Origin of the sequence: Streptomyces sp. NPDC090021 (genome assembly GCF_044748225.1) — a bacterium.
Taxonomy (GTDB): domain Bacteria; phylum Actinomycetota; class Actinomycetes; order Streptomycetales; family Streptomycetaceae; genus Streptomyces.
Genome location: NZ_JBIVFO010000004.1, coordinates 218,569 through 242,494, shown reverse-complemented (window position 1 = coordinate 242,494; position 23,926 = coordinate 218,569). Strand labels below are relative to the sequence as shown.

At 72.7% G+C, this 23,926-nt stretch carries 17 protein-coding genes and 3 pseudogenes; 6 read left to right on the top strand and 14 right to left on the bottom strand.

Annotated features, from left to right (window positions below; all coding sequences use genetic code 11):
- Positions 1-281: 281 nt before the first annotated feature.
- The 9 genes and pseudogenes from ACIPXC_RS04685 to ACIPXC_RS04645 all read right to left on the bottom strand — a co-directional run.
- Positions 282-538, bottom strand: a pseudogene (locus ACIPXC_RS04685) (maleylpyruvate isomerase N-terminal domain-containing protein); the annotation flags it as partial.
- A gap of 151 nt (positions 539-689) precedes the next feature.
- The gene (locus tag ACIPXC_RS04680; protein WP_401613501.1) at positions 690-3,512 is read right to left on the bottom strand and encodes an ATP-binding protein; all 2,823 of its coding nucleotides are present in this window, start codon (positions 3,510-3,512) and stop codon (positions 690-692) included.
- 204 nt (positions 3,513-3,716) lie between these two features.
- A complete protein-coding gene (locus tag ACIPXC_RS04675; protein WP_392579569.1) occupies positions 3,717-4,133 on the bottom strand; it encodes an ACT domain-containing protein in 417 nt (138 codons plus the stop codon).
- Between the two features lie 25 nt (positions 4,134-4,158).
- Complete coding sequence (locus tag ACIPXC_RS04670; protein ID WP_401613499.1) at positions 4,159-4,767, bottom strand: hypothetical protein; 609 nt, start codon at positions 4,765-4,767, stop codon at positions 4,159-4,161.
- A gap of 190 nt (positions 4,768-4,957) precedes the next feature.
- The gene (locus ACIPXC_RS04665; protein ID WP_373024377.1) at positions 4,958-5,185 is read right to left on the bottom strand and encodes a DUF397 domain-containing protein; all 228 of its coding nucleotides are present in this window, start codon (positions 5,183-5,185) and stop codon (positions 4,958-4,960) included.
- 132 nt (positions 5,186-5,317) lie between these two features.
- Positions 5,318-6,484 (bottom strand): thiolase domain-containing protein, encoded by a 1,167-nt coding sequence (locus ACIPXC_RS04660; protein ID WP_401613497.1) that lies wholly within the window; start codon positions 6,482-6,484, stop codon positions 5,318-5,320.
- Complete coding sequence (locus tag ACIPXC_RS04655; RefSeq protein ID WP_401613496.1) at positions 6,481-7,644, bottom strand: thiolase domain-containing protein; 1,164 nt, start codon at positions 7,642-7,644, stop codon at positions 6,481-6,483. The genes ACIPXC_RS04660 and ACIPXC_RS04655 overlap by 4 nt, the downstream gene beginning before the upstream one ends.
- On the bottom strand, positions 7,644-8,612 hold the full coding sequence (locus ACIPXC_RS04650; RefSeq protein ID WP_401613494.1) for a Zn-ribbon domain-containing OB-fold protein: 969 nt from the start codon (positions 8,610-8,612) through the stop codon (positions 7,644-7,646). Before ACIPXC_RS04650 ends, ACIPXC_RS04655 begins: the two co-directional genes overlap by 1 nt.
- A 398-nt stretch (positions 8,613-9,010) precedes the next feature.
- Positions 9,011-9,811 (bottom strand): crotonase/enoyl-CoA hydratase family protein, encoded by an 801-nt coding sequence (locus ACIPXC_RS04645; protein ID WP_401613492.1) that lies wholly within the window; start codon positions 9,809-9,811, stop codon positions 9,011-9,013.
- Positions 9,812-9,998: 187 nt separating this feature from the next.
- Here ACIPXC_RS04645 and ACIPXC_RS04640 point away from each other — a divergent pair, with 187 nt between their 5' ends.
- Positions 9,999-11,636 carry an acyl-CoA synthetase gene (locus ACIPXC_RS04640; protein WP_401613490.1) on the top strand — a complete coding sequence of 546 codons (1,638 nt, stop codon included), beginning with the start codon at positions 9,999-10,001 and terminating at the stop codon, positions 11,634-11,636.
- An 86-nt stretch (positions 11,637-11,722) separates the two neighbouring features.
- Here ACIPXC_RS04640 and ACIPXC_RS04635 read toward each other — a convergent pair whose 3' ends face one another.
- Positions 11,723-15,667 (bottom strand): hypothetical protein, encoded by a 3,945-nt coding sequence (locus tag ACIPXC_RS04635; RefSeq protein WP_401613488.1) that lies wholly within the window; start codon positions 15,665-15,667, stop codon positions 11,723-11,725.
- A 284-nt stretch (positions 15,668-15,951) separates the two neighbouring features.
- Between ACIPXC_RS04635 and paaK the strand changes: the two genes are divergently transcribed.
- The 3 genes from paaK to ACIPXC_RS04620 all read left to right on the top strand — a co-directional run bounded on the left by paaK (position 15,952) and on the right by ACIPXC_RS04620 (position 18,543).
- Complete coding sequence (gene paaK, locus ACIPXC_RS04630) at positions 15,952-17,268, top strand: phenylacetate--CoA ligase PaaK (RefSeq protein WP_401613486.1); 1,317 nt, start codon at positions 15,952-15,954, stop codon at positions 17,266-17,268.
- A gap of 281 nt (positions 17,269-17,549) precedes the next feature.
- Positions 17,550-17,999 carry a cytidine deaminase family protein gene (locus ACIPXC_RS04625; protein ID WP_401613484.1) on the top strand — a complete coding sequence of 150 codons (450 nt, stop codon included), beginning with the start codon at positions 17,550-17,552 and terminating at the stop codon, positions 17,997-17,999.
- Between the two features lie 7 nt (positions 18,000-18,006).
- Positions 18,007-18,543 carry a hypothetical protein gene (locus ACIPXC_RS04620; protein WP_401613482.1) on the top strand — a complete coding sequence of 179 codons (537 nt, stop codon included), beginning with the start codon at positions 18,007-18,009 and terminating at the stop codon, positions 18,541-18,543.
- Between the two features lie 274 nt (positions 18,544-18,817).
- Here ACIPXC_RS04620 and ACIPXC_RS04615 read toward each other — a convergent pair whose 3' ends face one another.
- Positions 18,818-19,375 (bottom strand): flavoprotein, encoded by a 558-nt coding sequence (locus ACIPXC_RS04615; RefSeq protein ID WP_401613480.1) that lies wholly within the window; start codon positions 19,373-19,375, stop codon positions 18,818-18,820.
- A gap of 187 nt (positions 19,376-19,562) precedes the next feature.
- Between ACIPXC_RS04615 and ACIPXC_RS04610 the strand changes: the two genes are divergently transcribed.
- On the top strand, positions 19,563-20,417 hold the full coding sequence (locus ACIPXC_RS04610) for a YhjD/YihY/BrkB family envelope integrity protein (RefSeq protein ID WP_401613478.1): 855 nt from the start codon (positions 19,563-19,565) through the stop codon (positions 20,415-20,417).
- Positions 20,418-20,438: 21 nt separating this feature from the next.
- Here the strand turns inward: ACIPXC_RS04610 and ACIPXC_RS04605 are convergent.
- Positions 20,439-20,738 (bottom strand): annotated as a pseudogene (locus ACIPXC_RS04605) (acyl-CoA synthetase); the annotation flags it as partial.
- Here ACIPXC_RS04605 and ACIPXC_RS04600 point away from each other — a divergent pair.
- A pseudogene (locus ACIPXC_RS04600) lies at positions 20,739-21,029 on the top strand (penicillin acylase family protein); the annotation flags it as partial.
- 93 nt (positions 21,030-21,122) lie between these two features.
- Here the strand turns inward: ACIPXC_RS04600 and ACIPXC_RS04595 are convergent.
- Positions 21,123-22,232, bottom strand: a complete 1,110-nt coding sequence (locus ACIPXC_RS04595; RefSeq protein WP_401613476.1) for a calcium:proton antiporter — start codon at positions 22,230-22,232, stop codon at positions 21,123-21,125.
- 109 nt (positions 22,233-22,341) lie between these two features.
- Positions 22,342-23,925, bottom strand: coding sequence for an acyl-CoA synthetase (locus ACIPXC_RS04590; protein WP_401613474.1), 1,584 nt, complete (start codon positions 23,923-23,925; stop codon positions 22,342-22,344).
- Position 23,926 lies beyond the last annotated feature (1 nt).

Genomic DNA, 23,926 nt, shown 5'->3' with positions numbered 1-23,926 from the left:
ACCGGCCCGGTGGAGCCCGGCTCCAGCAGCACCTGGTCACCCGAGGAGAGGACGGTCCAGGATTCCGGGCCGTCCGTACGCCGGAAGCGGTACCTCTCCCCGGTACCCTGCGGCGCCTGCTTCCCGGTACGGCGGGCCGGTGCCATGACCTCGACGCTCCGGGTGACGGCGTCGACGGCGACGGCCGGGGCGAGCGGGCCGGGGGTCCCGGTGGCGGATTCGGCGTCCCACCGGTGGACGGCCGGCTCGATCAGCTGCATCGGCAGCCGGAAGCCGGAGGTCTGTTCCCGCGACCAGGTCCACACGGGGGTGTCGGGTCCCAGCTCGCGGAAGAGCTCCGCGAGCTCCCGCGCGCCCTGGGTGAACCAGTCGCTCAGCGCGTCCGGGCCGTCCGCGGCCCCGGGGCCCGGGGCAGGGCGAGGCCGGCGGGGTCCGGCGGGGTCGTGAGCCGTTGGCGCAGGACGTGCGCGAGGAAGCGGTGCACTCCGCCGAGGTGCCGAACGAGGTCGGTGACCGTACAGCCGGGGCAGGAGGGCACCCGCGGCACGGGATCACCGCGGTCGTACGCGCGGCGGACCGCCTCCTCGAAGGTTGCCGCTTCGGTCCGGAACAGGGGGTCCTGTCGCTGTGGTCCATGGGGTCCCTGGGGTCCATGGGGGGGGACCCTGCCCGCCCGGCGGCGGCCCCGATCACGTTGAGCTGCGGGCGAACGCTTCCAGGGCGGCACGCAGTCCGGACCTGTCGGTGCCGAGTTTGCGGCAGGCGGCGGACAGCGCCCAGTCCGGGGACGCCGGCTCGGGCTCCTTCGCGGTACGTACGGCGAGGTCGGCGGCCCGGATCTCCTCCTCGGTGACCCAGTCCGCCCGGGGCGGCGCGGGCGGCAGGGCGCCGCCCAGGCCCGTCAGGGTTTCGGTCGCCGCCTCCACCAGCCAGTCGGCGCCGCACTCCCGGGCCGTGACCACCGCCGCCGTGAGCAGGTCCGCGTCACGCAGCCCGTAGCCGAGCGCGGCCAGGGCCCGGGCCAGTTCGTAGCCGGCGGGTGAGGCCGAGAGCAGGGTGACCGCCTCCCGCAGGAGCTCGGTCCGGTCCTGCGGCGCGGCGACCTCGGCCGCCACCCGGAGGGCCTGGCCGATGGCGGAGGGGGCGCCGAAGGCCCTGGCGCGCCGGACGGCGTCCGCGGCGAGGGCGCGGGCCCGCTGCGGATCGTCGGCGACGACGGCCCGCGCGAGGTGCAGCTGCCACGGGCACCAGGCCGGGTTCTGGATGCCGCGCGGGGTCAGCCGCCGGTCCACGGCCTCCAGTTCGGCGACGGCCGCGCGCACCTCGCCCCGGGCGAGCAGCAGTTCGGCGTACACGGTCTGGGAGTCGGGGAAGACCACGGCGGCCGGGAAGGGAGCGCCGAACTCGTGCTCCTGTGCCAGCTCCCCTGCCTCGTCGACCCGGCCCCGGGCGAGCAGCGTCGTGAGGAGGATCGCTATGGCGTACCAGTGCACGGGGGTGCGCCGGCCCACGCGTTCGGCGAGCCGCAGTCCGGACCGGGCCAGTTCCTCGGCCTCCACGAGCCGCCCGCGCCGGTAGCGGATGTAGGCGCGCAGGCTGTAGGCGAAGGACAGGTGGGCGCCGCGCCAGCCCTGGCGCTCGAACTCGGCGGTGCCCTCCTCGAAGAGTTCCTCGGCCCGGCCGGGCCGGTCGGCGTACATGTGGACCATGGCGGCCAGGACGGGCACCTCGAAGCCGCGGTCCTCGTGCGCCCAGCTGAAGGGCTTCTCCAGTACCCGGGCGGCATGGTGGAGCACGACGTCGACCGGTTCGCCCCGCAGGCAGGCGTCCCAGGCGCGCAGTGCGATGACGTACCGCTCGGTGAGGTCGCGGCCGGTGAGGCGGTCGGCGAGCCGGGTGAGGCGCCGGGAACGGGCCGGGGAGTCGGTCTCGGCGGCGTTGAAGGCGTCCCACATGAACTGTTCGGACTGCAGGCGCAGCCGGGCCCGTACGTCCGGGGTCTGCGCGATCTCGCGGGCGAGCGATTCCGAGGCCTCGGCGAGACGGTCACTGTGCGCGAGGACCTGGGCGAGCCGGATCACGATGCCCTGGCGCAGGGCCGGGTCGTCGAAGGGCTCGGCGAGTGCCGACCGGAGGTGGTTGACGGTGTTGGCGGGCTCGGTCAGCAGGGAGGCGCAGCCCAGTTCGTACAGTACGGCGGCGCGTTCGTCGAAGTCCGGTGGCTCCCGCAGGGCGCGGGCGAGCTGGCGGCGGGCGGCGTCGGGGGCCCCGGCGCGGAGGTTCTCCGCGGCGGCCTCGCGCAGGGTGCGCACCACCCAGGGGTCGTTCTCGGGGTGGGTCTCCAGCAGGTGGCGGGCCGCGGCGGAGGAGCCGAGGCCCGCGTCGACGACGGCGGCGGCGGCCTTCCCGTGCAGGGCGACGCGCAGCGCGTCGGGGATGGCACGGTAGATGGCGGTGGCGATGAGGGGGTGGACGAACTCCAGCCCGGTCTCGGCCGCCTGGTCCGTCGTGGTTCCGGCGGCGGACAGGATGCGGGCGTCGCGCAGACGCACGGTGGCACGGACGGCCTCCTCGCTGCCGAGGGCGGCGACCCGGGCGGCTATGTCCTGCGGGATGGCGGTGCCGAGGACGGCACAGGCCCAGGCGAAGCGGACGGTGGAGGGGCCGAGGCGTTCGAGGCGGGCGACGAGTCCGCTGCCGCGCTGAGCGGCGGCGAGGTCGGCCAGCTGGGCGGCGTTCTCCTCGACGGGCCGCAGCCCCCGGCCCCGGACCTTGGCGGTCAGTTCGACCGCTTCGAAGGGGTTGCCGGTGGTGACGGCCCAGGCTTCTTGGCAGAAGGCGTCGTCGGCGTGGTCTCCGAGGGCCTCGCGGACGAGGGCCGCCACGGCTGCCGGGGTGAGCGGGGCGAGGGGCAGCGGGCGCTGTCCCGCCCGGCCCGGCAGCGTACGGAAGGCGCCGGCGTGCGCGGGCAGTTCGTCGGGGCGGTAGGCGACGACGAGGAGCAGCGGGAGGTGTTCGGCGCGCGGGGCGAAGGCGGCGAGCCAGCTCAGGGATTCGGGGTCGGCCCAGTGGGCGTCGTCGAGGACGAGGGTGACGGGGGCGCGTTTGACGACGAGGTGGGTGAGGACCCAGTCGAGGCCGTCGCGCAGGCCCTGCGGGTCGGGCGGGGCGCCCTGTTCGGGGGCGCAGAGTCCGAGGGCGGGGCCGACGATGGAGTACCAGCCGCCGAGGGCGGCGCGCAGTTCCTGTTCGGAGTGGCCGGCCAGTTGCGGCTGGATGAGCTGGCGGGCGACGTGGAAGGGCTGGCTCTGCTCCTGTTCGCCGCCGCGGGCGGCGAGGACGGTGCAGGAGCGGGCGTGTGCGCGGCGGCGCAGCTCGGCGAGCAGCGTGGTCTTGCCGAGTCCGGCGGGCCCGGAGAAGGCCAGCAGCGCGCCGCCGGCGTCCGGCCCGGGACCGGTGAGCTGGTCCAGGGCCTCTTCGACGATGGCGAGTTCGGTATCGCGTTCGACCATGGTGCGCCGTGTGCGCGTCCGGTGGTCCGTCATGGCTGGTACCCCCCAGGCCTGTTCTGGGAGATCAGCGTACGCCCGCGCACATCGCGGGGGATCCCACTGTCGGAAAGAATCCGATCTTCTTTTACGACGGGGCTCGGGCGGGGATCGGGGGCGGTTCCGGCAGGGTTCCGAGCAGGTTTCGAGATGTGTTCGAGAGAGCCCTCAAGCCGATCGGTCCTGTCCGGAACGCACCGCCAGGTCTTCCAGGAGGGCCACGGCCTCGGCGGCCCGGTCCGCGGCCACGAAGAGGTGGTCGTGGTGATATCCGGCGATGACGTTGCAGCTCAGGCCGTGGGCACCGAGTTCGGTGGCGAAGGCGGCGGTGAGACCGACGGCGTCGAGGGCGGAATGGACCCGCAGCGTGATCCAGCCGGCGGTGTAGTCGTAGGCGAGTCCGGCGGCGTCGGCGTCCTCCTGGCGCAGCACGAGGGTGAGGCCCTCGGGCTCCAGGACGGTGGCGACGGGCGCGGTCCCGGCGGGGACGGCCGTACCGGGGACGGTGCAGAAGACGTACACGCCCTCGTTCAGCTCGGGGCGCATGCCGCTCAGCAGTTTCCGCAGGTCGCTCTCTCCGCTCATGCCGCCACCCTACCGACCGGCCGGGTCAGTCCAGGGTGAGCTGGAAGTACGCCGTCTCCCGGAAGCCTGCGGTCGGCGGCTGCACCTCCACGGTGACCGGGACGCGCTTCGTGCTCGGCCTGACGCGGACCGGGACGGTGCGCTTGCGGTCCGCACCCAGGGGCGGCATGAGGGCGGCGGCGGACTCCTGCGAGTTCAGCCAGTTCAGGCTGTGACCCAAGGCGCCGTCGTCGAGCGACCGGCCGGCGCGTACGGCCAGGGGCGCGTCGCCGTACGAGGACACGGCGGAGGCGGCGGAGTCGCCGCCGGGACGGAGCTCTTCGTCGGTGTCGTTGTCGTAGGTCACGGTGAGGCTGTAGGTGCCGTCGGGCTCCGCGCGCGGGCGGCTGACGGTGATCTTCAGGCCGTCCTCGTACCGGGCGGTCGCGCCGGGGCCGAGGGGGTCCGCCACGTATCCGGACGGGCCGCTCTGCTCCAGCTGGCCGTAGCCGTCGAGGCCCTTCTCGAACTCGGCCAGGGCCCAGGTGCCGAGGCCGGCCAGGCCGAGGAGACAGAGGGCGGCGATCGCGCAGCCCTTGAACCACCGGGGCGTGTCCGCGGTCGGCGTGTCGGTGGGGGTCCGGTCCGTGTCCATGCGGGTCACTCTAGGCAGCGGTGACCCGCGGATCATGAGCGGAAGTACTCAGCGGGGGTACTCGGGTACGTCCGAGCGGCCGGCCCGGCCCGCGTGCTCCGCCCGGCCCGCCCGTCCCGCGGAGTCCGCCGTCCCGGCGGGACCGTCCCGGGAGCCACCGCCCCGGCGGGGACGGGGCGGTGGCGTGCGGTCAGGTGAGGTCGAACTCCCCGCCCCGGGCGTTGCGTACGAACGTGTGCCACTCGTCCGGGGAGAAGATCAGGGAGGGGCTCTCGGGGCGCTCGCTGTTGCGCATCGCGATGAAGCCCTCGACGAAGGCGATCTGGACGTCACCCGCTCCCCGGCTGCTCGACTGCCAGTCCGCCCCGGTGAGATCGAGGTCCGGCTTCCCCCAGCCGGCGAGGGGTTGTGAAGTCATGCTCTCGGCCACGTGCGTGCTCCTCCCGGTACGTCGTCCGGGGGCCAGGTTAGCCATCGCGGCGGGTGCCGCACAGGCCACGGTGAGTCACTTGTGACCGGTCCGGCACCCGGGCGGGACGGACGGCCGCGTTCAGCCGGCCGGTTCCTGCGCCCCCACCAGCCACATCGCGAAGAACTGCGCGCCGCCTCCGTACGCGTGCCCCATGGCCCGGCGGGCGCCCGGGACCTGGTGTTCCCCGGCCTGGCCGCGTACTTGCAGGGCGGCCTCGGCGAAGCGGATCATGCCGGACGCGCCGATCGGGTTGGTGGACAGCACACCACCGGACGGGTTGACCGGAAGGTCTCCGTCGAGCTCGGTGACGCCGGCCTCGGTGAGCTTCCAGCCCTCGCCCTCCTCGGCGAAGCCCAGGTTCTCCAGCCACATCGGCTCGTACCAGGAGAACGGCACGTACATCTCGACCGCGTCGATCTCCCGGCGCGGGTCGGTGATCCCGGCCTGTCGGTAGACGTCGGCCGCGCAGTCCTTGCCGGCCTGCGGCGAGACGAAGTCCTTGCCCGCGAAGAGGGTGGGTTCGCTGCGCATCGCCCCGCCGTGCACCCATGCGGGCGGCTTCGGCGAACGGGCCGCGCCCGCACGGTCGGTGAGGACCATGGCGCACGCGCCGTCGGAGGACGGGCAGGTCTCCGAGTACCTGATCGGGTCCCACAGCATCGGCGAGGCCTGGACCTTCTCCAGGGTGATGTCGTGCTCGTGCAGGTGCGCGTAGGGATTCTTCAGCGCGTTGCGCCGGTCCTTGTACGCCACGAGCGAGCCGACCGCGTCCGGCGCGCCGGTGCGCCGCATGTACGCGCGCACGTGCGGGGCGAAGAAGCCGCCGGCGCCGGCCAGCAGGGGCTGCTGGAAGGGGACGGGGAGCGAGAGCCCCCACATGGCGTTCGATTCGGACTGTTTCTCGAAGGCGAGGGTGAGGACCGTGCGGTGGACGCGGGCGGCGACGAGGTTGGCGGCGACGAGCGCGGTGGACCCGCCGACCGAACCGGCCGTGTGCACGCGCAGCATCGGCTTGCCGACGGCGCCGAGCGCGTCCGCCAGGTACAGCTCCGGCATCATCACCCCCTCGAAGAAGTCGGGGGCCTTGCCGATGACGACCGCGTCGATGTCGGCCCAGGTCAGTTCGGCGTCGGCGAGGGCGCGCACGGCGGCCTCGCGGACCAGTCCGGCGATGGAGACGTCGTGGCGGGCCGCGACGTGCTTGGTCTGGCCGACGCCGACGACGGCCACGGGCTCTTTGTTCACCTTGCGTCCCCTTCCAGGACAGCGACCAGGTTCTGCTGGAGGCAGGGGCCGGAGGTGGCGTGGGCGACGGCGCGGTCGGACGCACCCCGGTGGATGCGCGCCGCCGCCTCGCCGATGCGGATCAGGCCGGCGGCCATCATGGGGTTGGCGGCGAGTGCCCCGCCGGACGGGTTGACGGCGACGGTGCCGGTGCCGGTGCCGGTGCTGGTGCTGGTGTCGGTGCTGGTGCTGGTGTCGGTGCTGGTGTCGACGTCGGTGTCGGTGCCGGTGTCGACGCCGCCGAGCCCCAGGGCCTTGCGGAGCACCACCTCCTGGGAGGAGAACGGCGCGTGCAGTTCCGCCGTGTCCACCGGGGCGTCGAAGAAGCCCGCGTGCTGCGCGGCGATCCGGGTCGACGGCGAGTCGGTGAGGTCGCGCAGGCCCGGGCCGTGCGCCTCGATGCGGTGGTCGATGCCGGTGATCCAGGCGGGGCGTTCGCACAGCTGCCGCGCGAGGTCGCCGGCTGCGAGGACCACGGCGGCCGCGCCGTCGCCGACGGGCGGGCAGTCCCCGGTGCGCAGGGGCCGCACCTGGTAGTCACCCTGCGGGACGGCGCCGCGCAGCTGGGCGTGCGGGTTGGCTCCGGCGTCGGTCCGGCTGCGGGCCGCGATGGCCGCCAGGGCGGACTCGTCGGTCTCGCCCGCGTCGATGAGGGCCTGGGCCTGGAGGGCGGCCAGGGCCACCGCGTCGGGCCAGAGCGGGGCGAGGTAGTACGGGTCGAGCTGGCGGGTGAGCACGTCGCGCAGGGATCCGGGCGAGGACTTCCCGTACGAGTAGACGAGCGCGGTGTCCGCCTCGCCGGTCTGGATCTTGACCCAGGCCTCGTAGAGCGCCCAGGCGCCGTCCATCTCGACGTGGGACTCGGAGATCGGCGGCCAGGCACCGACCCCGTCGAGGGTCATGGTGAAGGAGAAGGCACGGCCGGCCAGGTAGTCGCTGGATCCGGAACAGGTGAAGCCGATCTCGCCGACCTTCAGCCCGGTGGCGGCCAGCACCTCGTGGAGGACCGGCATGACCATCTCGACTTCGCTGAGCTCGTCGGTGCGGCGCAGGTGGTCGCTCTGCGCGAAGGCGACGACGGCCACGTCGCGCGCGTACCTGCTCGTCCTGGGCCCGGTCATCAGATGAGCTCCTTGTACGCCTCGTAGTCCGCGTCCGGCTCGCCGGTGGGGCGGTAGTGATCGGGGTAGCGGCCGCCCTCGGTCCAGACGGGCTCGACGCGCAGGCCCATGCGGACCTGGTCGTACGGGATGCCGCCGATCCGGCCGTGGAGGGCGAGGCCCGCGCCGTCGAGGGCGATGTGCGCATAGACGTAGGGGACGTCGATGTCGAGGTTCCTGGCCTTGATGTTGACGATGCAGAAGGTGGTGACGGTGCCCGCGGGACCGACCTCGACCCGGTCGGTGGTGGCGACCCCGCAGGTGGGGCAGGCGCCGCGCGGCGGGACGTACACCTTGGCGCAGGAGGGGCAGCGCTCGCCGACGGTCCGCCGCTCGGAGAGGGCGTTGATGTAGGCCGTCTGGGCGCGGCCGGGGCTGTAGACGTAGTCGAGGCGGGCCTCGGCGACGATGCCGGTGACGGCGTCCCGGAAGACACCGTCGTGTGGTGCGGGGCGGGCGCCGGGGGCGGGCCCGCCGTCGTCGTGCGGTTCGAAGCAGGCGATGTCGGTGATGGCGCCGGTGCGTTCGGCCGCCCAGCGGACGCGGACGCGCATGCCGGTGTGCACGGCGTCGGGGCCGGGGGCGTCGAGGGCGTGCAGGAGGGCGGTGTCGGCGCCGTCCAGCCTGACCAGGGCCCAGGCGAAGGGGGTGTCGAGGGGCTGGTTCGGGCGGGGCCGGTCGTTCCAGGCCCAGGTGGTGACGGTGCCGGTGGCGGCGACCTCGACGAGTTCGCGGACCTCCTCGGAGGTGACGGGGTCGTACTCGACGGGCGGTACGACCACCGTGCCGTCGGAGGTCTTCACGCCGAGTACGACGCGCTCGCGCAGACCGGTGAGGAACGCGCCCTGAACGGGCCCGAGGGACCGGGTGAAGGGGAACTCGACGACGAGAGGCGCGCGGAGCACCTCCGGCGGGGAGGCTGCTGTCATGGTGGCTCTCCGATGCGGTTGATTCCGGGTACGGGCGGGATCCGGCGTCCCGGACGGAGGCTCCGGGTCACCGGCTCCCGCCGGGAGGACTACGGGGTGTCCGGGCGGGGCGCCGGCGAAACCCGGCCCGGCCGGCGTTCGAGGCGCGGGGGTCCGGGGTCCGGGGTGGAGCCCGACCTTCCGGCCCCACCGGCATTCGAGGCGCGGCATCGGGGGGCGGAGCCACCGGCGGCGGCGCGCCGCGCCCGGCCCCCGCCCGGCCCCCGCACGGCCACGGCCACGGCCACAGCCACAGCCACGGGCACGGGCACGGGCACGGGCACGGGCACGGCCACGGCCACGGCCACAGCCACGGCCACGGGCACATGGCCGCGCGGGCCGGGCGCGGCCGGCCCGCACTACTCCCGCCGGTACACCGGGGGCCGCTTCTCGGCGAAGGCCCGTGCCCCCTCCTTGGCGTCCGCCGTGTCGAAGACCGGCCAGCCGCGCAGGAGTTCGGAGGCCAGGCCCTCCGTCTCCGTCAGCCCGGCGGTCTCGTAGACCGACGCCTTGACCGCCTCGACCGCGAGCGGCCCGCACGCGTTGATCTGCTCGGCGATCTCCAGGGCCGCGTCCAGCGCCGTACCGTCCGGGACGACCCGGCCCACGAGCCCGATCCGCGCGGCCTCCTCGGCCGAGTACGGGCGTCCGGTCAGCAGCATCTCCAGCGCGTGCGTGCGCGGGATCTGCCGGGGCAGCCGCACCGTGGAGCCGCCGATCGGGAAGAGTCCCCGTCTGACCTCGAAGAGGCCGAAGGTGGCGCCCTCGGCCGCCACCCGGATGTCGGTGCCCTGGAGGATCTCGGTGCCGCCGGCCACGCAGTAGCCCTCCACCGCCGCGATCACGGGTTTGCGCGGCCGATGGTGACGGAGCATCGCCTTCCAGTGCAGGTCGGGATCGGCCTTGAGACGGTCCCGGTACTGGTCGCCGGCCATGCCCTGGCCGGCCAGTGCCTTGAGGTCCATGCCGGCGCAGAAGTCGCCGCCCGCACCGGTCAGGACCACGGAGCGGATCCCGTGGTCGGCGTCCGCCTCCAGCCAGCCGTCGTACAGCCCCACCAGCAGCGGCAGCGAGAGCGCGTTCTTCGCCTCGGGCCTGTTCATGGTGAGCACCAGCGTGGCGCCGCGGCGTTCCACGGTCAGGTGTTCCGTCCCACCCATTGCCGTCCTCCCGTCTCAAGACCTAGAACAGGTTGCAGTAGGGGAGGGTGCAGTTCAATAGTTTCCTGACACCCAGTCAGATTTCTTGGACGGTTCCCTTCCCACTGACCGGCCGCGGCGCTCTAATGACCGCCTGAGCAGCCGGCCACGGGGCCAGTCATCGGGAACAACGGGGTCAGGAGGAACGGTGGAGTACAACCTTGCCGACCTGTTCGAGTCGGTCGTCGACGTGGTCCCGGACCGCGAGGCCCTCGTGTACGTGGACCACCCCGGGACCGGCGCCGAGCGCCGCCTCACCTACGCGGAACTGGACGCGGCGGCGAACCGGATCGCACACCACCTGCTGGACAGCGGCCTGACGGCCGGCGAGCACCTGGGACTGCACCTCTACAACGGGATCGAGTACCTCCAGACCGTCCTGGCCTGCCTGAAGGCCCGGCTGGTCCCGGTGAACGTCAACTACCGGTACGTGGAGGAGGAACTGGTCTACCTCTACAACGACGCCGACCTCGCCGCGCTCGTCTTCGAGGGCGAGTTCACCGGGCGGGTGGCGGCCGCGCTGCCGAGGACGCCGCGGCTGCGGCACCTGATCCGGGTCGGCGAAACCCCCGAGGGGGCCGCGGAACCGTCGATCGCACCGGTCGCGTACCCGGACGCGGAGGCGGCCGGCTCGCCCGGGCGCGGCTTCCCGCCGCGCAGCGCCGACGACCTGTTCATCATCTACACCGGCGGCACCACGGGCATGCCCAAGGGCGTGATGTGGCGGGCGGAGGACCTCTTCTTCGCGGGGCTGTTCGGTGGTGAGCCCTCGGGCGAACCGGTGAAACGGCCGGAGGAGCTGGCCGAGCGGGTGGCGGCGCGCGGCGCCGGGCTCACTTTCTTCCCCGCTCCCCCGCTGATGCACGGGACCTCGACACTGACCTCGTTCATCGCCTTCAACTACGGCCAGCGGGTGGTCATCCACCGCAAGTACGCCCCCGAGGAGGTGCTGCGCACCATCGAGAAGGAGAGGGTGTCGAGCGTGTCGCTCGTCGGTGACGCGATGCTCCGGCCGCTCATCGACGCCCTGAACGGTCCGCTCCGAGGCACCGACCTGTCCTCACTGTTCAGCGTCTCCTCATCCGGGGCGATCATGTCCGAGACGGTGCGCGCCGAGTTCCAGAGGCTGGTGCCGAACGTCCTGCTCCTGAACAACTTCGGGTCCTCCGAGTCCGGGTCCAACGGTCGGGCGACGGACGACTCGGGCCCGGAGAAGGGCTTCCGCCTGGAGGTCAACGACCGCACGCAGGTGGTGGATCCGGTGACGCACGAGCCGGTGGCGGTCGGTGAGCCGGGGCGGCTCGCGCAGCGCGGCCACGTACCGCTCGGCTACTACAACGACCCGCAGAAGACGGCCGACACCTTCTTCCAGAAGGGCGGGGAGCGGTGGGTACTGCTCGGTGACATGGCGACCGTCGACGAGCGGGGCATCGTGACGGTCCTCGGCCGCGGCTCGCAGTGCATCAACACGGGCGGCGAGAAGGTCTATCCGGAGGAGGTCGAGCAGGCGCTGAAGGCGCACCCCGACGTGTACGACGCCCTGGTGGCGGGGGTCTCCGACGCGACCTGGGGCAGCCATGTGGCCGCGGTGGTCCAGGTACGGCCGGGGGCCGCGGCGCCGACGCTGGACGAGATCCAGAGCCACTGCCGCACCAGGCTCGCGGGCTACAAGATTCCGCGGCAGCTGGTCATCACACCGGCCATCCAGCGCTCCCCGAGCGGCAAGGCGGACTACCGCTGGGCGAAGACGGTCGCGACGGAGGCGGACACAGGCAGCGCGAGCTGAGCCGTCGCATCACGCCTCCCTCGCACACCGAGTGCCCCGCCCGATCCAGCGATCGGGCGGGGCACTCGCCGGTTCCTGCCCGGGTGTCAGGACGTGAAGTAGCCGCTCAGATCGGCGATCACGTCGACGGAACCGGAGTTGTTGTAGAACGTCACCCGGCCGTCGACGACGGGGACGACCACCAGGTTGGCGACGGTCTGCCCGGCCGTGAAGTTGAGATTGGAGACGGCCGGCCGTCCGGCCCCGTGCGGGTGCACGATCAGGTGGCTCGCCTCGGTGGGGTTGGTCACAGTGACGTTGAGGACCACCGCGGTCACTCCCTGGGCGGGCACGCCTGCGACCCCGGCCACACGGACGCTCACGAGACCGCCCGGTGACACCGCTCCGGCTCGGGCGCCGGTGCCGTCGCGGGTGTCGAGGAGCCGGACCGGGCCCGCTGCGGAGAAGGTCGAACCGGTGGCCGCGTAGTAGCCGGTGACGTCGGCGATCAGGTCCACCGAACCGGAGTTGTTGCGCAGGTCCACCTTGCCGTTCACGACCGGCACCGTCACCAGGTTGGGGACGATCTGTCCGGGCGTGAAGTTGAGGTTCGACACACCCGGTGCGGCCTGGCCGTTCGGATAGACCGTCACGTGTCCCGCCTCGGTCGGCTGGACCGCGGTCACGTTCATGACCACGGCCGTGACCCCGCTCGCCGGAACACCCTTCACACCGGCCACCTGCACGGTGACCACGCCGCCGGGGCCGACCCGCTGCTTCTTCGCACCCGTGCCGTCGCGCGTGTCCAGGAACCGCGCGGGCGTGATCGGGTTCAGCGCGGAGCCGGCCCCGGCCTTGTCGGTGAAGTAGCCGGTGACGTCGGCGATCAGGTCCACCGAACCGGCATTGTTGCGCAGGTCCACCTTGCCGTTCACGACCGGCACCGTCACCAGGTTGGGGACGATCTGCCCGGGTGCGAAGTTGAGGTTCGACACCTTGGGTGTGGGCTGCCCGTTCGGGTAGACCATCACGTGCCCGGCCTCGGTCGGCTGGACCGCGGTGACGTTCATGACCACGGCCGTGACCCCGGTCGCCGGAACGCCCTTGACGCCCGCGACCTGGAGGGTGACGACCCCGCCGGGGCCGACCCGTTCCTTCTTGGCACCCGTGCCGTCCCGGGTGTCCAGGAACCGGGACGGACCGTGCGGAACGAACCGGCTGCCCGTCTGCTCGGGCGAGGGCGCGGTGACCGTGTACGCCTTGGCGATCCGGTGCCCCCCGACGTAGGACCCCACGTCGTAGAGACCCGGCTCAAGGCCGTTGGTGTCGACGAGCACCTTCATCGAACTGCCGTCAGGACTCACGGAGAGCTGGTCGATGACGGTTCCCTCCGCGAACGGGTCGTCACTGGGCATCAGCCTCACTTCGGTGCTCAGGCGCAGCCCCGTGCCGTGGATGACGGCCTGGTTGAGGGTGCCTGCCGGTCCGCTCGACGGGCTGATCCCGCTCACCCAGGAGGCGGGGGCGGCCTTGCAGTCGGCGGAGCAGGGCCCCTGCATGCTGTATTCGACCGGTGTGGCAGCCCTTCCGGCGCTCAGCAGCAGCACGGCGTCGCCGGGTTCGGCACTGCCGGAGGCCGCGCAGACACCGTCGGTGCACCCGTATCCGGATGCGGTGGCGGAGCGCGCCCAGCCGGGCCCGTTGTGCAGGCTCACCTCGACGGGGCCGGAGCCCTTGCCCAGGTCGTCCGCGGTGATGCCCACACCGGCCACGAACCGGTGGGAGGGCTTCATGGCCACCACGGCGCACCGGGCGGTGGCCTGCTCGGTGAGCACACCGCTTCGGACGACCGAGGAGTCGTTCGAGACGCGGTCGGCCGTGCACTCCGGTACCCAGCCCGCCGCCGTGCCGACCGTCCAGGAGTCCACGCTGACGCGGACCGGCTTGCCCTGGTACCGGGGGAGGCTCACGACGGCGACGTACGAGGTCGAGCCGGTGACCCGGCACGAGGGTCCCTGGTCCTGCCGGCAGGCGACGGCGCCCGCGGAGTCGACGGCCGTCACGGTGGCGGCGGTGGGGGTGGAGCGGTCGACGGGTGTGCGCGCACCGAACCAGAGCTTGTCCGAGGGGGCGGCGGCGACACGGATGCAGCGGGCGTCCAGGCCGGATGTCAGCTCGAAGGGGAGGGACGGGCCACCGACCTTCGTGGAGGGCGCGGACACGCACCTGGCACGCGAGGAGACATCACGTCGCGCCAGCTCGTACGTTTCCGGACCGAGGTGCCCGACCACCAGCGCCGTGTACGGCACACCGGCGGACAGGGCGCAGACGTCGGCCACGCAGGCCACACCCGCCGGGTCGACCAGATGGACCGGCGTCGTGGACATGCCCGTGGACAGAGCGGTGCGGCCGATCGCCTCCACCGTCGCGTGCTGATCCGCGGGCACGCTCAGGCACGCCTGGCGCACGGTCTCGGACACGGTGACCCTGGCTCCCGCAGTGCTGTCGAAGCCGGTCTGGCGCCAGGGGGCGCAGCCTGCGGCCTCACCGGTCCGGTGGACCACCAGCCCGTACGCCCTGTCGGGTGTGCCGGTCAGGACGGCGCGGAAGGGGGCGGTGCCGGTCAGTCGGCAGATGGGGTTGTTGTAGCCGACGACCTGGCACTGCTGCGCGCCCGAGGCGTCGTAGACCGTCACCACGAGGCTGGTTCCGCCGGTGGGCGGACGGTCGAGGAGGTACACACCCTTGCCGGTGGCCGTCGGCAGGGTCAGGCAGAAGGCCTGGCCGGGGCCGGCGAAGGTACCGTTCGACGGGCCTGCGACCAGGCCGTTGTCGTTGCCCGGGGTGCAGCCCCGGGTTTCCCCGGTGGAGCGGAAGGCCATGCCGAACGCTCCGGCGTGGTCGAGGTCGCCCCTGACCAGCCAGGTGTGGTCGCCGGCAGCCAGGGCGCAGGGATCGGTGCCGGACGAACAACTGCCCGGAGTCCCGTCCCACCGGTACACCTGACCGGGCGGTACGAGGCCGGAGGAGACCGGGTCGATCGTGTACGCGCCGGCCTGCGCGACCCGCAGCGTGCGGCAGCGCACGGTGGAGCCCAGTTCCGGAGAGACCCCGTGAGACTGGGCCTCCACCACCGGGCAGCTCTCGGGCCTGGACAGTCGTGAGATGGTCAGGTCGTAGCTACCACCCCAGTCGGACACGTAGGCACGGAACGGCGCGGTGCCGGCGAGCTTGCACTCGAGGGCCGCGGAACGGCTGTCGTGCGAGGTGCACGCCTGCTTGCCGTTGGCGTCGTAGAACAGCCTCAGGGAGCCGGAGCTCGAGCGGATACGGCTCTGCAGGACATCGCCGGCAGCCAGGTCCAGCGTGTAGCAGTCGGCGCCCTGCGGGGTCGACGGCGAGTTGTGGAAGACGGTGGGTGCGCCGAGCTTGTGATCGGACTTCCCGACCGCCTGGCAGGCGGTGGTGGAGAGCAGCGGGGTGTACGAGAGGGTGAGGTCGGCCCGGCTTCCATCGCTGCTCCTCACCTCGAGGGTGTACGCCCCCGCCTGGCTGATGGAGCACTGCAGCGGTGAGTACGTTTCCGTCGGACCGTAGACGCTCGCGCAGGGCACGGCCGTGCCGCCCGGGCCGATCAGTTTGCGGGTGGTCCCGCTGGGAACCTCGAGCAGCACCACGTCCTTGGGCTGCGGCATGGTGAGGGCGAAGGAAGCGGTCTTGTTCGCCTCGAGTGTGCAACGGACCACGGCGTGCGGCTCCAGAGCAGCCGGGCAGGCGCCCGCTGCGCCGCTCACCCCGACCGCACGGGAGGCAGCCTCCCACGCGGCCTTCGGATCCGACTCCGGCGCGGCCTCGGGACCGGCCGCGGACGGCTGCGCGGCGGACGGCGCGACGGCGCCGGGGCCGTCAGCGGAACCGGGCGCCGGTGCCGCGAGGGCGGACGCGTTCGGGCCCGCCGTCAGGACGGCGAGCAGCAGGGCTCCCGTGGTGAGGGCCGTACGGCTTCTCCCCCGGATGCCGGACAGTCCTCTGCCATGTGGCAGCAATCTCATGAACCCCCCAGTTCGGTCAGGCCCGGCCCTGTGATCTGCACAAGGGGTCGCGGGCAGGCGGAGCCTATCCCGCGCCGGTCATCGCCCGAGAAGGGGTACCAGGGGCAGCCCTTCGCCCGGGGTGCGGTGGGCGAGCCGGGTTCCGCCGTTCATGGCGGGATCGGGCATGAGGCCATCAGACCAGACGATCACTCGTTCGAGTCATTGATTAAACCTGCGAATTCCTGGCAATCTACCGAATGATCGGTCGGGTTCTCGGGGCCCACTCACGATGAGGTGACGACATGGCGGTGCAGGCGGGATTCCACGACAAGGGCGAGCGGCTGGACCACGACGAGCTGGCCGCCCTCCAGCTCAGGCGGCTGCGGGAGACCTTGCACCGCGCGTACGAGCGGGTGCCGTTCCACCGGCAGGCGTTCGACAAGGCGGGTGTGCATCCCGACGACTGCCGCTCCCTGGCCGATCTCGCCCTGTTCCCCCTGACCACCAAGGCCGATCTGCGCGACCAGTACCCCTTCGGGATGTTCGCGGTGCCGCGTTCCGAGGTGCGCCGCATCCACGCGTCCAGCGGCACCACCGGGCGGCCGACCGTTGTGGGTTACACCGAGCGGGACCTCTCCACCTGGGCCGAAGTCGTGGCCCGTTCGATACGGGCAGCGGGCGGCCGACCGGGCCAGATCGTCCACATCGCCTACGGCTACGGGCTGTTCACGGGCGGGCTGGGCGCGCACTACGGCGCCGAACGCCTCGGATGTACGGTCGTGCCCGCCTCGGGCGGGATGACGGACCGCCAGGTCCGGCTCATCGAGGACTTCCGACCGGAGGTCATCATGGTGACCCCGTCCTACATGCTGACCCTGCTGGACGAGATGGAACGCCAGGGAATCGACCCGCGCACCACCTCGCTGCGGACGGGGATCTTCGGTGCGGAGCCGTGGACCGAGGAGATGCGCCGCGAGATCGAGGAACGTCTCGGCATGGACGCGGTGGACATCTACGGCCTGTCCGAGGTCATCGGGCCGGGCGTGGCTCAGGAGTGCGTCGAGGTCAAGGACGGGCTGCACATCTGGGAGGACCACTTCTATCCGGAGGTGGTGGATCCGCTGACGGGTGCGGTGCTGCCGGAGGGTGAGCTCGGGGAGTTGGTGTTCACCTCCCTGACCAAGGAGGCGATGCCGGTCATCCGCTACCGCACCCGGGACCTGACGCGGCTGCTCCCCGGCACGGCCCGGCCGGCCTTCCGGCGGATGGAGAAGATCACGGGCCGCAGCGACGACATGATCATCCTGCGCGGGGTGAATCTGTATCCGACCCAGATCGAGGAGATCCTGCTGCGGACGCCGGGGCTCGCGCCCCACTTCCAGCTGAGACTGGCCCGGGAGGGCCGGATGGACACCCTGACGGTCCGGGTGGAGGCGCGCAGGGAGTCGGACACCGCCCGGCGGGAGTCCGCGGCGGCGGCCGTGGTCCAGGCGGTCAAGGCGGGGATCGGGGTGTCCGTCCGGGTCGAGGTGGTCGATCCGGAGACGCTGGAGCGCTCGGTGGGCAAGATCAAGAGACTGGTCGACCTGCGCACCTCCGGCCGACCCCCGGCCTCCTGACGCGGACATGCGCCCGTCACGGGGTCGCCGACGCGCTCGCCGAGGGCTTCCCGGGTGAGGTCGGCGTCGGTACGGACCGCTCGGATGCGGGCGCCGATCACTCGGGCACGAGCGACGAAGGCAGGCCCACGGCCGCGCACGACGGCGCCGTCGCGTCCGGCTCGTCGCCCTGGTCTCCGCCACCGGACCGCCGTGCGCGGTGTCATCGCCGTGGGCGATATCGGCTTGCGCGCCGTCGCCGTCCGGGGCACCGTCGGCGGACACCCGAAGAAGGCGGAGAGATGACCACCCGGACCCACCACGTCGACCACGCGCTCATCGAGGCGGCGGCCGACATCGCCCGCACCCGCTGCCGGGGCGACAACCACACCGTGGCCGCCACGGCCCGCGCACGGGACGGCCGCATCGTCACCGCGGTGAACGCCTACCACTTCTCGGGCGGGCCGTGCGCCGAGCTGGTCCTCATCGGCGCGGCGGCCGCCCAGGGCGTCTACGAACTCCACGCGATCGTCGCCGTCGGCGACCGGGACCGCGGGGTCGTACCGCCGTGCGGCCGTTGCCGCCAGGTCCTCCTCGACTACTTCCCCGCCATCGAGGTCATCGTCGGCGCGGGCGACCGCGTCCGGTCCGTCCCCATCGGCGAACTGCTCCCCGAGAGCTACGTCTGGTCGGACCATCAACTCGACTCCGATGAGGCCCTGTCGACGGGCAGGGGCCGGGCAGGGTCATAATCTCGCCATGAACATGCTTGCCGTGCGGGCCTTGTTGGCGGCTCTGCTCGTCGGAACCGGCCTGAGCGGATGTGCCCTCCTCCCCCCGTTCGAAGGCTGTGGGGGAACGGAGGCGGCCCTGGCCGAACTCGAGCAGCTGCCCGCGCTGGAACTGCGCCCGAAGGGTGCCGTGTCCCTCGGCGGCGAACCGTGGGCCGGGGCCCACTGCGTGGACGACACCGGTGACGCCTGGCTCACCGCGACGCGGTTCTACGCGTACGGCGGGACCAGGAAAGAAGTCCTGGAGTACTACGGCCGGGAGGCGGCCGCGGCGGGATGGCGCCCGGCGCACGACCTGGACACGGCGTTCGGCGGCGGCTTCGCCGTCTTCTGCTTCGAATCCGCCGGCCGGCCGAGCATCACCCTCGGCTTCGCCTCCCCCGAGCAGCTCCGCGAGTTCTACGGCACGCAGCCGCACCCGGCGTCCCTGCTCGGCGTGGCCGCCCGGACCTGGTTCTCCTGGTCCACCGAGGCGACACCGGACGGTTCGCGCATCAGCTGCTAGCAGATCGTGAGAATCCGGTCGCCGACCGTGTCGTGCACCTGCGGTGATGTCCGTCAGGAGTTCCGCGCCGCATACCGGTCCCGCTCTTCACCATGGCCTCGGGGTTTCCGTTGGCCCGGTGCGCCGTTGCGCGAGGCGGCATGCGCCGACCGGGGCGGTGTTCGCTCGGCTGGTCGGTGTGGACGAAGAGCGCGGACCGTCGCCCGGAGGTGCCCGCCGGGCCGGAGACACGGCGGAGACGGAGACCGGCCGGCCCGGCGGCGCCCGCCGCGGTTCACCCGCCCGGCCAATGGTCCTCCCGGACGAGGTCGTCCATGGCGTCCAGGGCCGGTTCCCACGGGTACGGCTGCGTGCCGCCCAGGCCCGGCGGGTGGGGGGTGAAGCCGCCTTCGCCGTACAGCACCCGGACACCCGCGCCGCGCAGGACGGCGATGCTCTGCTCGAACTGCGGGTGCCGTACGTACGCCGTGTTCACGCACGGCATGACGGCCAGCGGGGTGCCCTTTCCGATGGCCTCTGCGGCCACGCCGACGACGAACCGGTCCGTGAGCCCGAGCGCCCAGCCGTTGACCGTGTTGAACGTCGCCGGGGCGACGAGGATCGCATCCGCCTCCGGCCACACGTCCGGATCCGCCGGCATCCTGTACCGGCTGCGGACCGGGTGCCCGGTGAGTGCGGCCAGGCCGTCGGTGCCCTCTGCCAGCCAGTGGGCCGCCGTCGGGGTCAGACCGAGGCACACGTCCCAGCCGCGCGCCTGGGCGTCCTCGACCACGCGGGCGACGTCGAAGACCGGCGGGGCGGCCGAACAGAGCAGGTACAGGGTGCGCGTCATGCGCCACAGTTGACCAGACGGCGGGTTCGGCGCGTCAGCGGGGTCCCGGATCCGCGGGGCCGAGAACACCCGCGCACCGGGCGCGAGGCCGACGCCGGAGGGATCAGCGCGAACGAAACCACCCCTTCGGGCCCATTTCGGTCCGGCTCCCGGGAGCCGACGGGCACGTCCGGGTAGTGCATGAGGCGTGATCTCGACCCTCCGGCAGCTCCACGACCGGCTCCAGGGCTCCTCCGTCGGGCTGGCCTGGAGCCGCGGCCGGGAGATGGAGCTGATGCACCGGGCGATGGGCTTCGCGGCCCTCGGATTCCTCACCCTGGTGCCGCTGCTGGTGGTGGTGGCCGCCGCGGCACCCGGGAGCGGATCCGGATTCGGCCGGTGGCTCGGCCAGGCCCTCGGGGTCGCGGCGCACTCGCGTGCCAGGATCGAGATGGTCTTCGGCGCGGCGGACCTGGCGCTGGAGCGGACCACCGCCTTCGGGCTGGCCGCCCTCACCGTGTTCGGCCTGACCTTCGGCTCGGCCGTGCAGACCGGCTACGAGAAGGTGTGGGACCTGCCGACCGCCCGCTGGCACACCATGTGGCGGCATGTCGTCTGGCTCGCCCTGCTGGTCTGCTACCTCGGGCTGCTCGTGGTGATCCCCGCTCCGTCCGACAACGCCTTCGGTACGGCCCTCGGCACGCTCGGCGATCTCTTCGGCACGTGCCTGTTCTTCATCGGCTCGCAGCGTCTGCTGCTCGGCGGACGGGTCCGCTGGCGGGCCCTGGTCCCGGGAGCGGTGGCCACCAGTATCGGGCTGCTGGGGTTGCGGATCTTCTCGCAGCTGGTGTTCTCCCCGCTCATCGCCTCCAACGCCGTGACCTACGGCCCCTTCGGGACGCTGCTGGTCGTCCAGTCCTGGCTCGTCGGCGTCGGTTTCGTGGTCTACGGCGGCGCGCTCGTCGGCCGCCTCGTGCACGAGCACCTCACTCTGCGGCGCCTGCGGCGCAGCGGCGTCCTGCCCGGGGACGGAGCCCGTCACCACCACCTGGGACCGGGCTGATCCCGCGCGCCCGTACGGGTGTCAGCCGCCCTGCGCCCGGATCCGGTCCCTCAGCTCCCGCTTGAGGATCTTGCCGCTGGCGTTGCGCGGGAGCGCGTCCACGAACAGCACCCGCTTCGGAGCCTTGAAGTGGGCGAGCCTGTCACGGGCGTAGGCCTTGAGCTCCGTCTCCGTCACCGCGCCGCGCGGCACCACCACCGCGGTGACCGCCTCGATCCACCGCTCGTCGGGCAGGCCCACCACCGCGGCCTCGGCCACGTCCGGATGGGTGTAGAGCACGTCCTCCACCTGCCGTGAGGCGACCAGGACACCGCCCGAGTTGCGTTCGGCGTCTGGAACAAGATCGAGGCGCGGTGGAACGCGGCGGCGGGCGGCTACCCCGACGTCGCGAACGGGTCCAGCCACATCCAGGCGGTCGGCTGGGACGGCAGCTCCTGCCCGGTGGCGCGGCCCCTGCTGACGTACAGCCAGTCCTCGGACCCGGGCTCGCCGTACCACGCGGACCAGACCCGGCTGTTCTCCGGGGAACGCTGGGTCCGGGCGCGCCTCTGCGAGCGGGACATCCTCACCTCGCCCCGGCTGGAGGTGGTGCTGGTGCGCGAGCGGCGGTGACCGCTGCCCGCGTGCCTCCTCCCGGCCCCCGGCCCGGCCGTGGCCCGGCCGTAGCCCGGCCGTAGCCCGGCCGTGGCCCCCGGCCCCCGGCCTTCACGGGCTGACGGCCAGGAAGAGGTACGCGGCCAGCACCACGATGTGCACCCCGCCCTGCAGCGGTGTGGCGCGGCCGGGGGCGAGGGTGAGCGTGCTGACCACCACGGTCAGCGCGAGCAGCACCATGTGGACCGGGCCGAGGCCGAGCAGGAGCGGGCCGGAAAGCCAGATGGACGCCAGCGCGATCGCCGGGATGGTCAGCCCGATGCTGGCGATGGCGGAGCCGTAGGCGAGGTTGAGGCTGGTCTGCACGCGGTCGCGGCGGGCGGCGCGGACGGCGGCCAGGGTCTCCGGCAGCAGAACGAGCAGGGCGATGATCACACCGACGACGGCCTGGGGCAGGCCTGCCTTGGCCACCGCCGCCTCGATGGTCGGGGACACGGCCTTGGCGTCGCCGACGACCGCGACGAGCGCGACCAGCAGCAGGCCGAGGCTGAGCAGGGCGGCGCGGCCGGTGGGCGGCGCAGCGTGGTCGTCCACCTGGTGGGCGTCGGCGTCCCGGCCGGTGTCCACGGGCAGGAAGTAGTCGCGGTGGCGGACCGTCTGGACGGCGATGAACAGCCCGTACAGGGCGAGCGAGGCGACCGCGGCGAAGGTCAGCTGCCCCGTGGAGAACTCGGGGCCGGGCTTGCTCGTGGTGAAGGTCGGCAGGACCAGACTGAGGGTTGCCAGGGTGGCGACGGTGGCCAGGGCGGCGCCCGATCCCTCGGGGTTGAAGACGGCGACCCGGTTGCGCAGGGCGCCGACGAGCAGGGACACACCGACGATCCCGTTGCAGGTGATCATGACGGCGGCGAAGACGGTGTCCCGGGCGAGCGAGGCGGACTTGTCCCCGCCGTCGGCCATCAGGGTGACGATCAGTGCGACTTCGATGACCGTGACGGCGACGGCGAGGATGAGGGATCCGAAGGGTTCGCCGACCCGGTGGGCGACGACCTCGGCGTGGTGGACGGCCGCCAGGACCGCACCGGCCAGGCACAGGGCGACGAGCACCACGGCGAAGCCGGGCAGTTCCCGCCCCCAGCTGAACACCAGGGCGACCAGCGCCACCACGGGGACCAGGACGGTCCAGTCGGTCAGGGGGGATCTGCGCTTCGTCGTACCCATATCTGCCAACTTGCCAGAAGTGTCCACCGGGTGCGGCGTACGGCACGCTCCTCCGGCCCTGACGTGGCGTTTCTCACGGATCTCCCGGCGTGGCGAACCTTCCCCGCGCTCACATGGCGCGCTCGCGGCCCTCCCAGTACGGGTCCCGCAGCCGGCGCTTGTAGAGCTTGCCGTTCGGGTCGCGCGGCATCGTCTCGATGAAGTCGACGGATTTGGGCCGCTTGTACCCGGCGAGCTGCCGCTCGCAGTGGTGCAGGATCTCGGCGGCCAGGGCGTCCCCGGCCGCGAAGCCCTCGGCCGGTTCGACGACCGCCTTGACCTCCTCGCCCCAGTCGGTGTGCGGGATGCCGAAGGCGGCGGCGTCCGCGACGGCGGGGTGGGTGAGCAGGGCGGACTCGATCTCGGCCGGGTAGATGTTGACCCCGCCGGAAATGATCATGTCGATCTTGCGGTCGCGGAGGAAGAGGTAGCCGTCCTCGTCCATGAGCCCGAGGTCGCCGACGGTGAAGAAGTCGCCGATGCGGTTCTTCTTCGTCTTGCCCTCGTCCTTGTGGTAGCTGAAGCCGCCGGTGTTCATCTTCATGTAGACGGTGCCCAGTTCGCCCGGGGGCAGCCGGTTGCCGTCGTCGTCGAAGACGGCCAGCTCGCTGATCGGCCAGGCCTTGCCCACCGTGCCCGGCCTCTTCAGCCAGTCCTCGGCCGTCGCGAAGGCGCCGCCGCCCTCGCTCGCCGCGTAGTACTCCTCAACGCAGCCGCCCCACCAGTCGATCATCGCCCGCTTGACGTGGTCCGGGCAGGGCGCGGCGCCGTGGATGGCGTGCCGCATGGAGGAGACGTCGTAGGCGTCCTTCGTCTCCTGCGGGAGGGCGAGGAGCCTGTGGAACTGGGTCGGCACCATGTGGGTGTGGGTGCAGGCGTGGCCGTCGATCAGGCGCAGCATCTCCTGCGGGGTCCACTTGTCCATGAGGACGAGCGGGTGTCCGATGTGCAGGGCGGCGCCCGCGAACTGGAGGACGGCCGTGTGGTAGAGCGGCGAGCAGACCAGGTGGACGTTGCCGTCGAAGGGCCGGATCCCGAAGATGCCGAGGAAGCCGCCGAGGTAGGTCTCCTCCGGGAGCTTGCCGGGCAGGGGGCGGCGGATGCCGCGCGGCCGGCCGGTGGTGCCGGAGGTGTAGTTCATGACCCAGCCGAGGGTGCGGTCCGCGGGAGCGGTCGCGGGCTGCCCGTCGAGGAGCTCGCCGTACGGGCGGAAGCCGGGGACCGTTCCGACGGCGTAGCGGTGGCTCGCGGGCAGGGCCGCCTCGTCGGCCGCGGCGGTGGCGGCCTCGGCGAAGCGCTCGTGGGCGATGAGGACCTTGGCGCCGGAGTCGGAGACGATCCACGCGATCTCGGGCCCCACCAGGTGGTGGTTGACGGGCACGAGGTAGAAGCCGGCCTGGGAGGCGGCGAGGTAGGCGGTGAGGAACTCGACGCCGTTGGGGAGGACGACGGCGAAGACGTCGCCCCTCTCCAGCCCGGCGGCGCGCAGTCCGTGGACGAGCCGGTTGACGTCGGCGTGCAACCGGCCGGCGCTCCACTCCTCGCCCCCGGGGGCGGTCAGCACGGTGCGGCCGGGGTCGGCGGCGGCCTGGGCCCAGAAGCCGTTGGGCGGCTGCCGGTCGGCGTCGGGGGTGGTGGAGGTGGTGGCGGTCATG

Bases quoted from the DNA above. Each gene is read 5' to 3' on its own strand.
- ACIPXC_RS04680 (WP_401613501.1), bottom strand. From the start codon at position 3,512: ATGGTCGAACGCGATACCGAACTCGCCATCGTCGAAGAGGCCCTGGAC.
- ACIPXC_RS04675 (WP_392579569.1), bottom strand. From the start codon at position 4,133: ATGAGCGGAGAGAGCGACCTGCGGAAACTGCTGAGCGGCATGCGCCCC.
- ACIPXC_RS04670 (WP_401613499.1), bottom strand. From the start codon at position 4,767: ATGGACACGGACCGGACCCCCACCGACACGCCGACCGCGGACACGCCC.
- ACIPXC_RS04665 (WP_373024377.1), bottom strand. From the start codon at position 5,185: ATGACTTCACAACCCCTCGCCGGCTGGGGGAAGCCGGACCTCGATCTC.
- ACIPXC_RS04655 (WP_401613496.1), bottom strand. From the start codon at position 7,644: ATGACCGGGCCCAGGACGAGCAGGTACGCGCGCGACGTGGCCGTCGTC.
- ACIPXC_RS04650 (WP_401613494.1), bottom strand. From the start codon at position 8,612: ATGACAGCAGCCTCCCCGCCGGAGGTGCTCCGCGCGCCTCTCGTCGTC.
- ACIPXC_RS04645 (WP_401613492.1), bottom strand. From the start codon at position 9,811: ATGGGTGGGACGGAACACCTGACCGTGGAACGCCGCGGCGCCACGCTG.
- ACIPXC_RS04635 (WP_401613488.1), bottom strand. From the start codon at position 15,667: ATGAGATTGCTGCCACATGGCAGAGGACTGTCCGGCATCCGGGGGAGA.
- paaK (WP_401613486.1), top strand. From the start codon at position 15,952: ATGGCGGTGCAGGCGGGATTCCACGACAAGGGCGAGCGGCTGGACCAC.
- ACIPXC_RS04625 (WP_401613484.1), top strand. From the start codon at position 17,550: ATGACCACCCGGACCCACCACGTCGACCACGCGCTCATCGAGGCGGCG.
- ACIPXC_RS04620 (WP_401613482.1), top strand. From the start codon at position 18,007: ATGAACATGCTTGCCGTGCGGGCCTTGTTGGCGGCTCTGCTCGTCGGA.
- ACIPXC_RS04615 (WP_401613480.1), bottom strand. From the start codon at position 19,375: ATGACGCGCACCCTGTACCTGCTCTGTTCGGCCGCCCCGCCGGTCTTC.
- ACIPXC_RS04595 (WP_401613476.1), bottom strand. From the start codon at position 22,232: ATGGGTACGACGAAGCGCAGATCCCCCCTGACCGACTGGACCGTCCTG.
- ACIPXC_RS04590 (WP_401613474.1), bottom strand. From the start codon at position 23,925: ATGACCGCCACCACCTCCACCACCCCCGACGCCGACCGGCAGCCGCCC.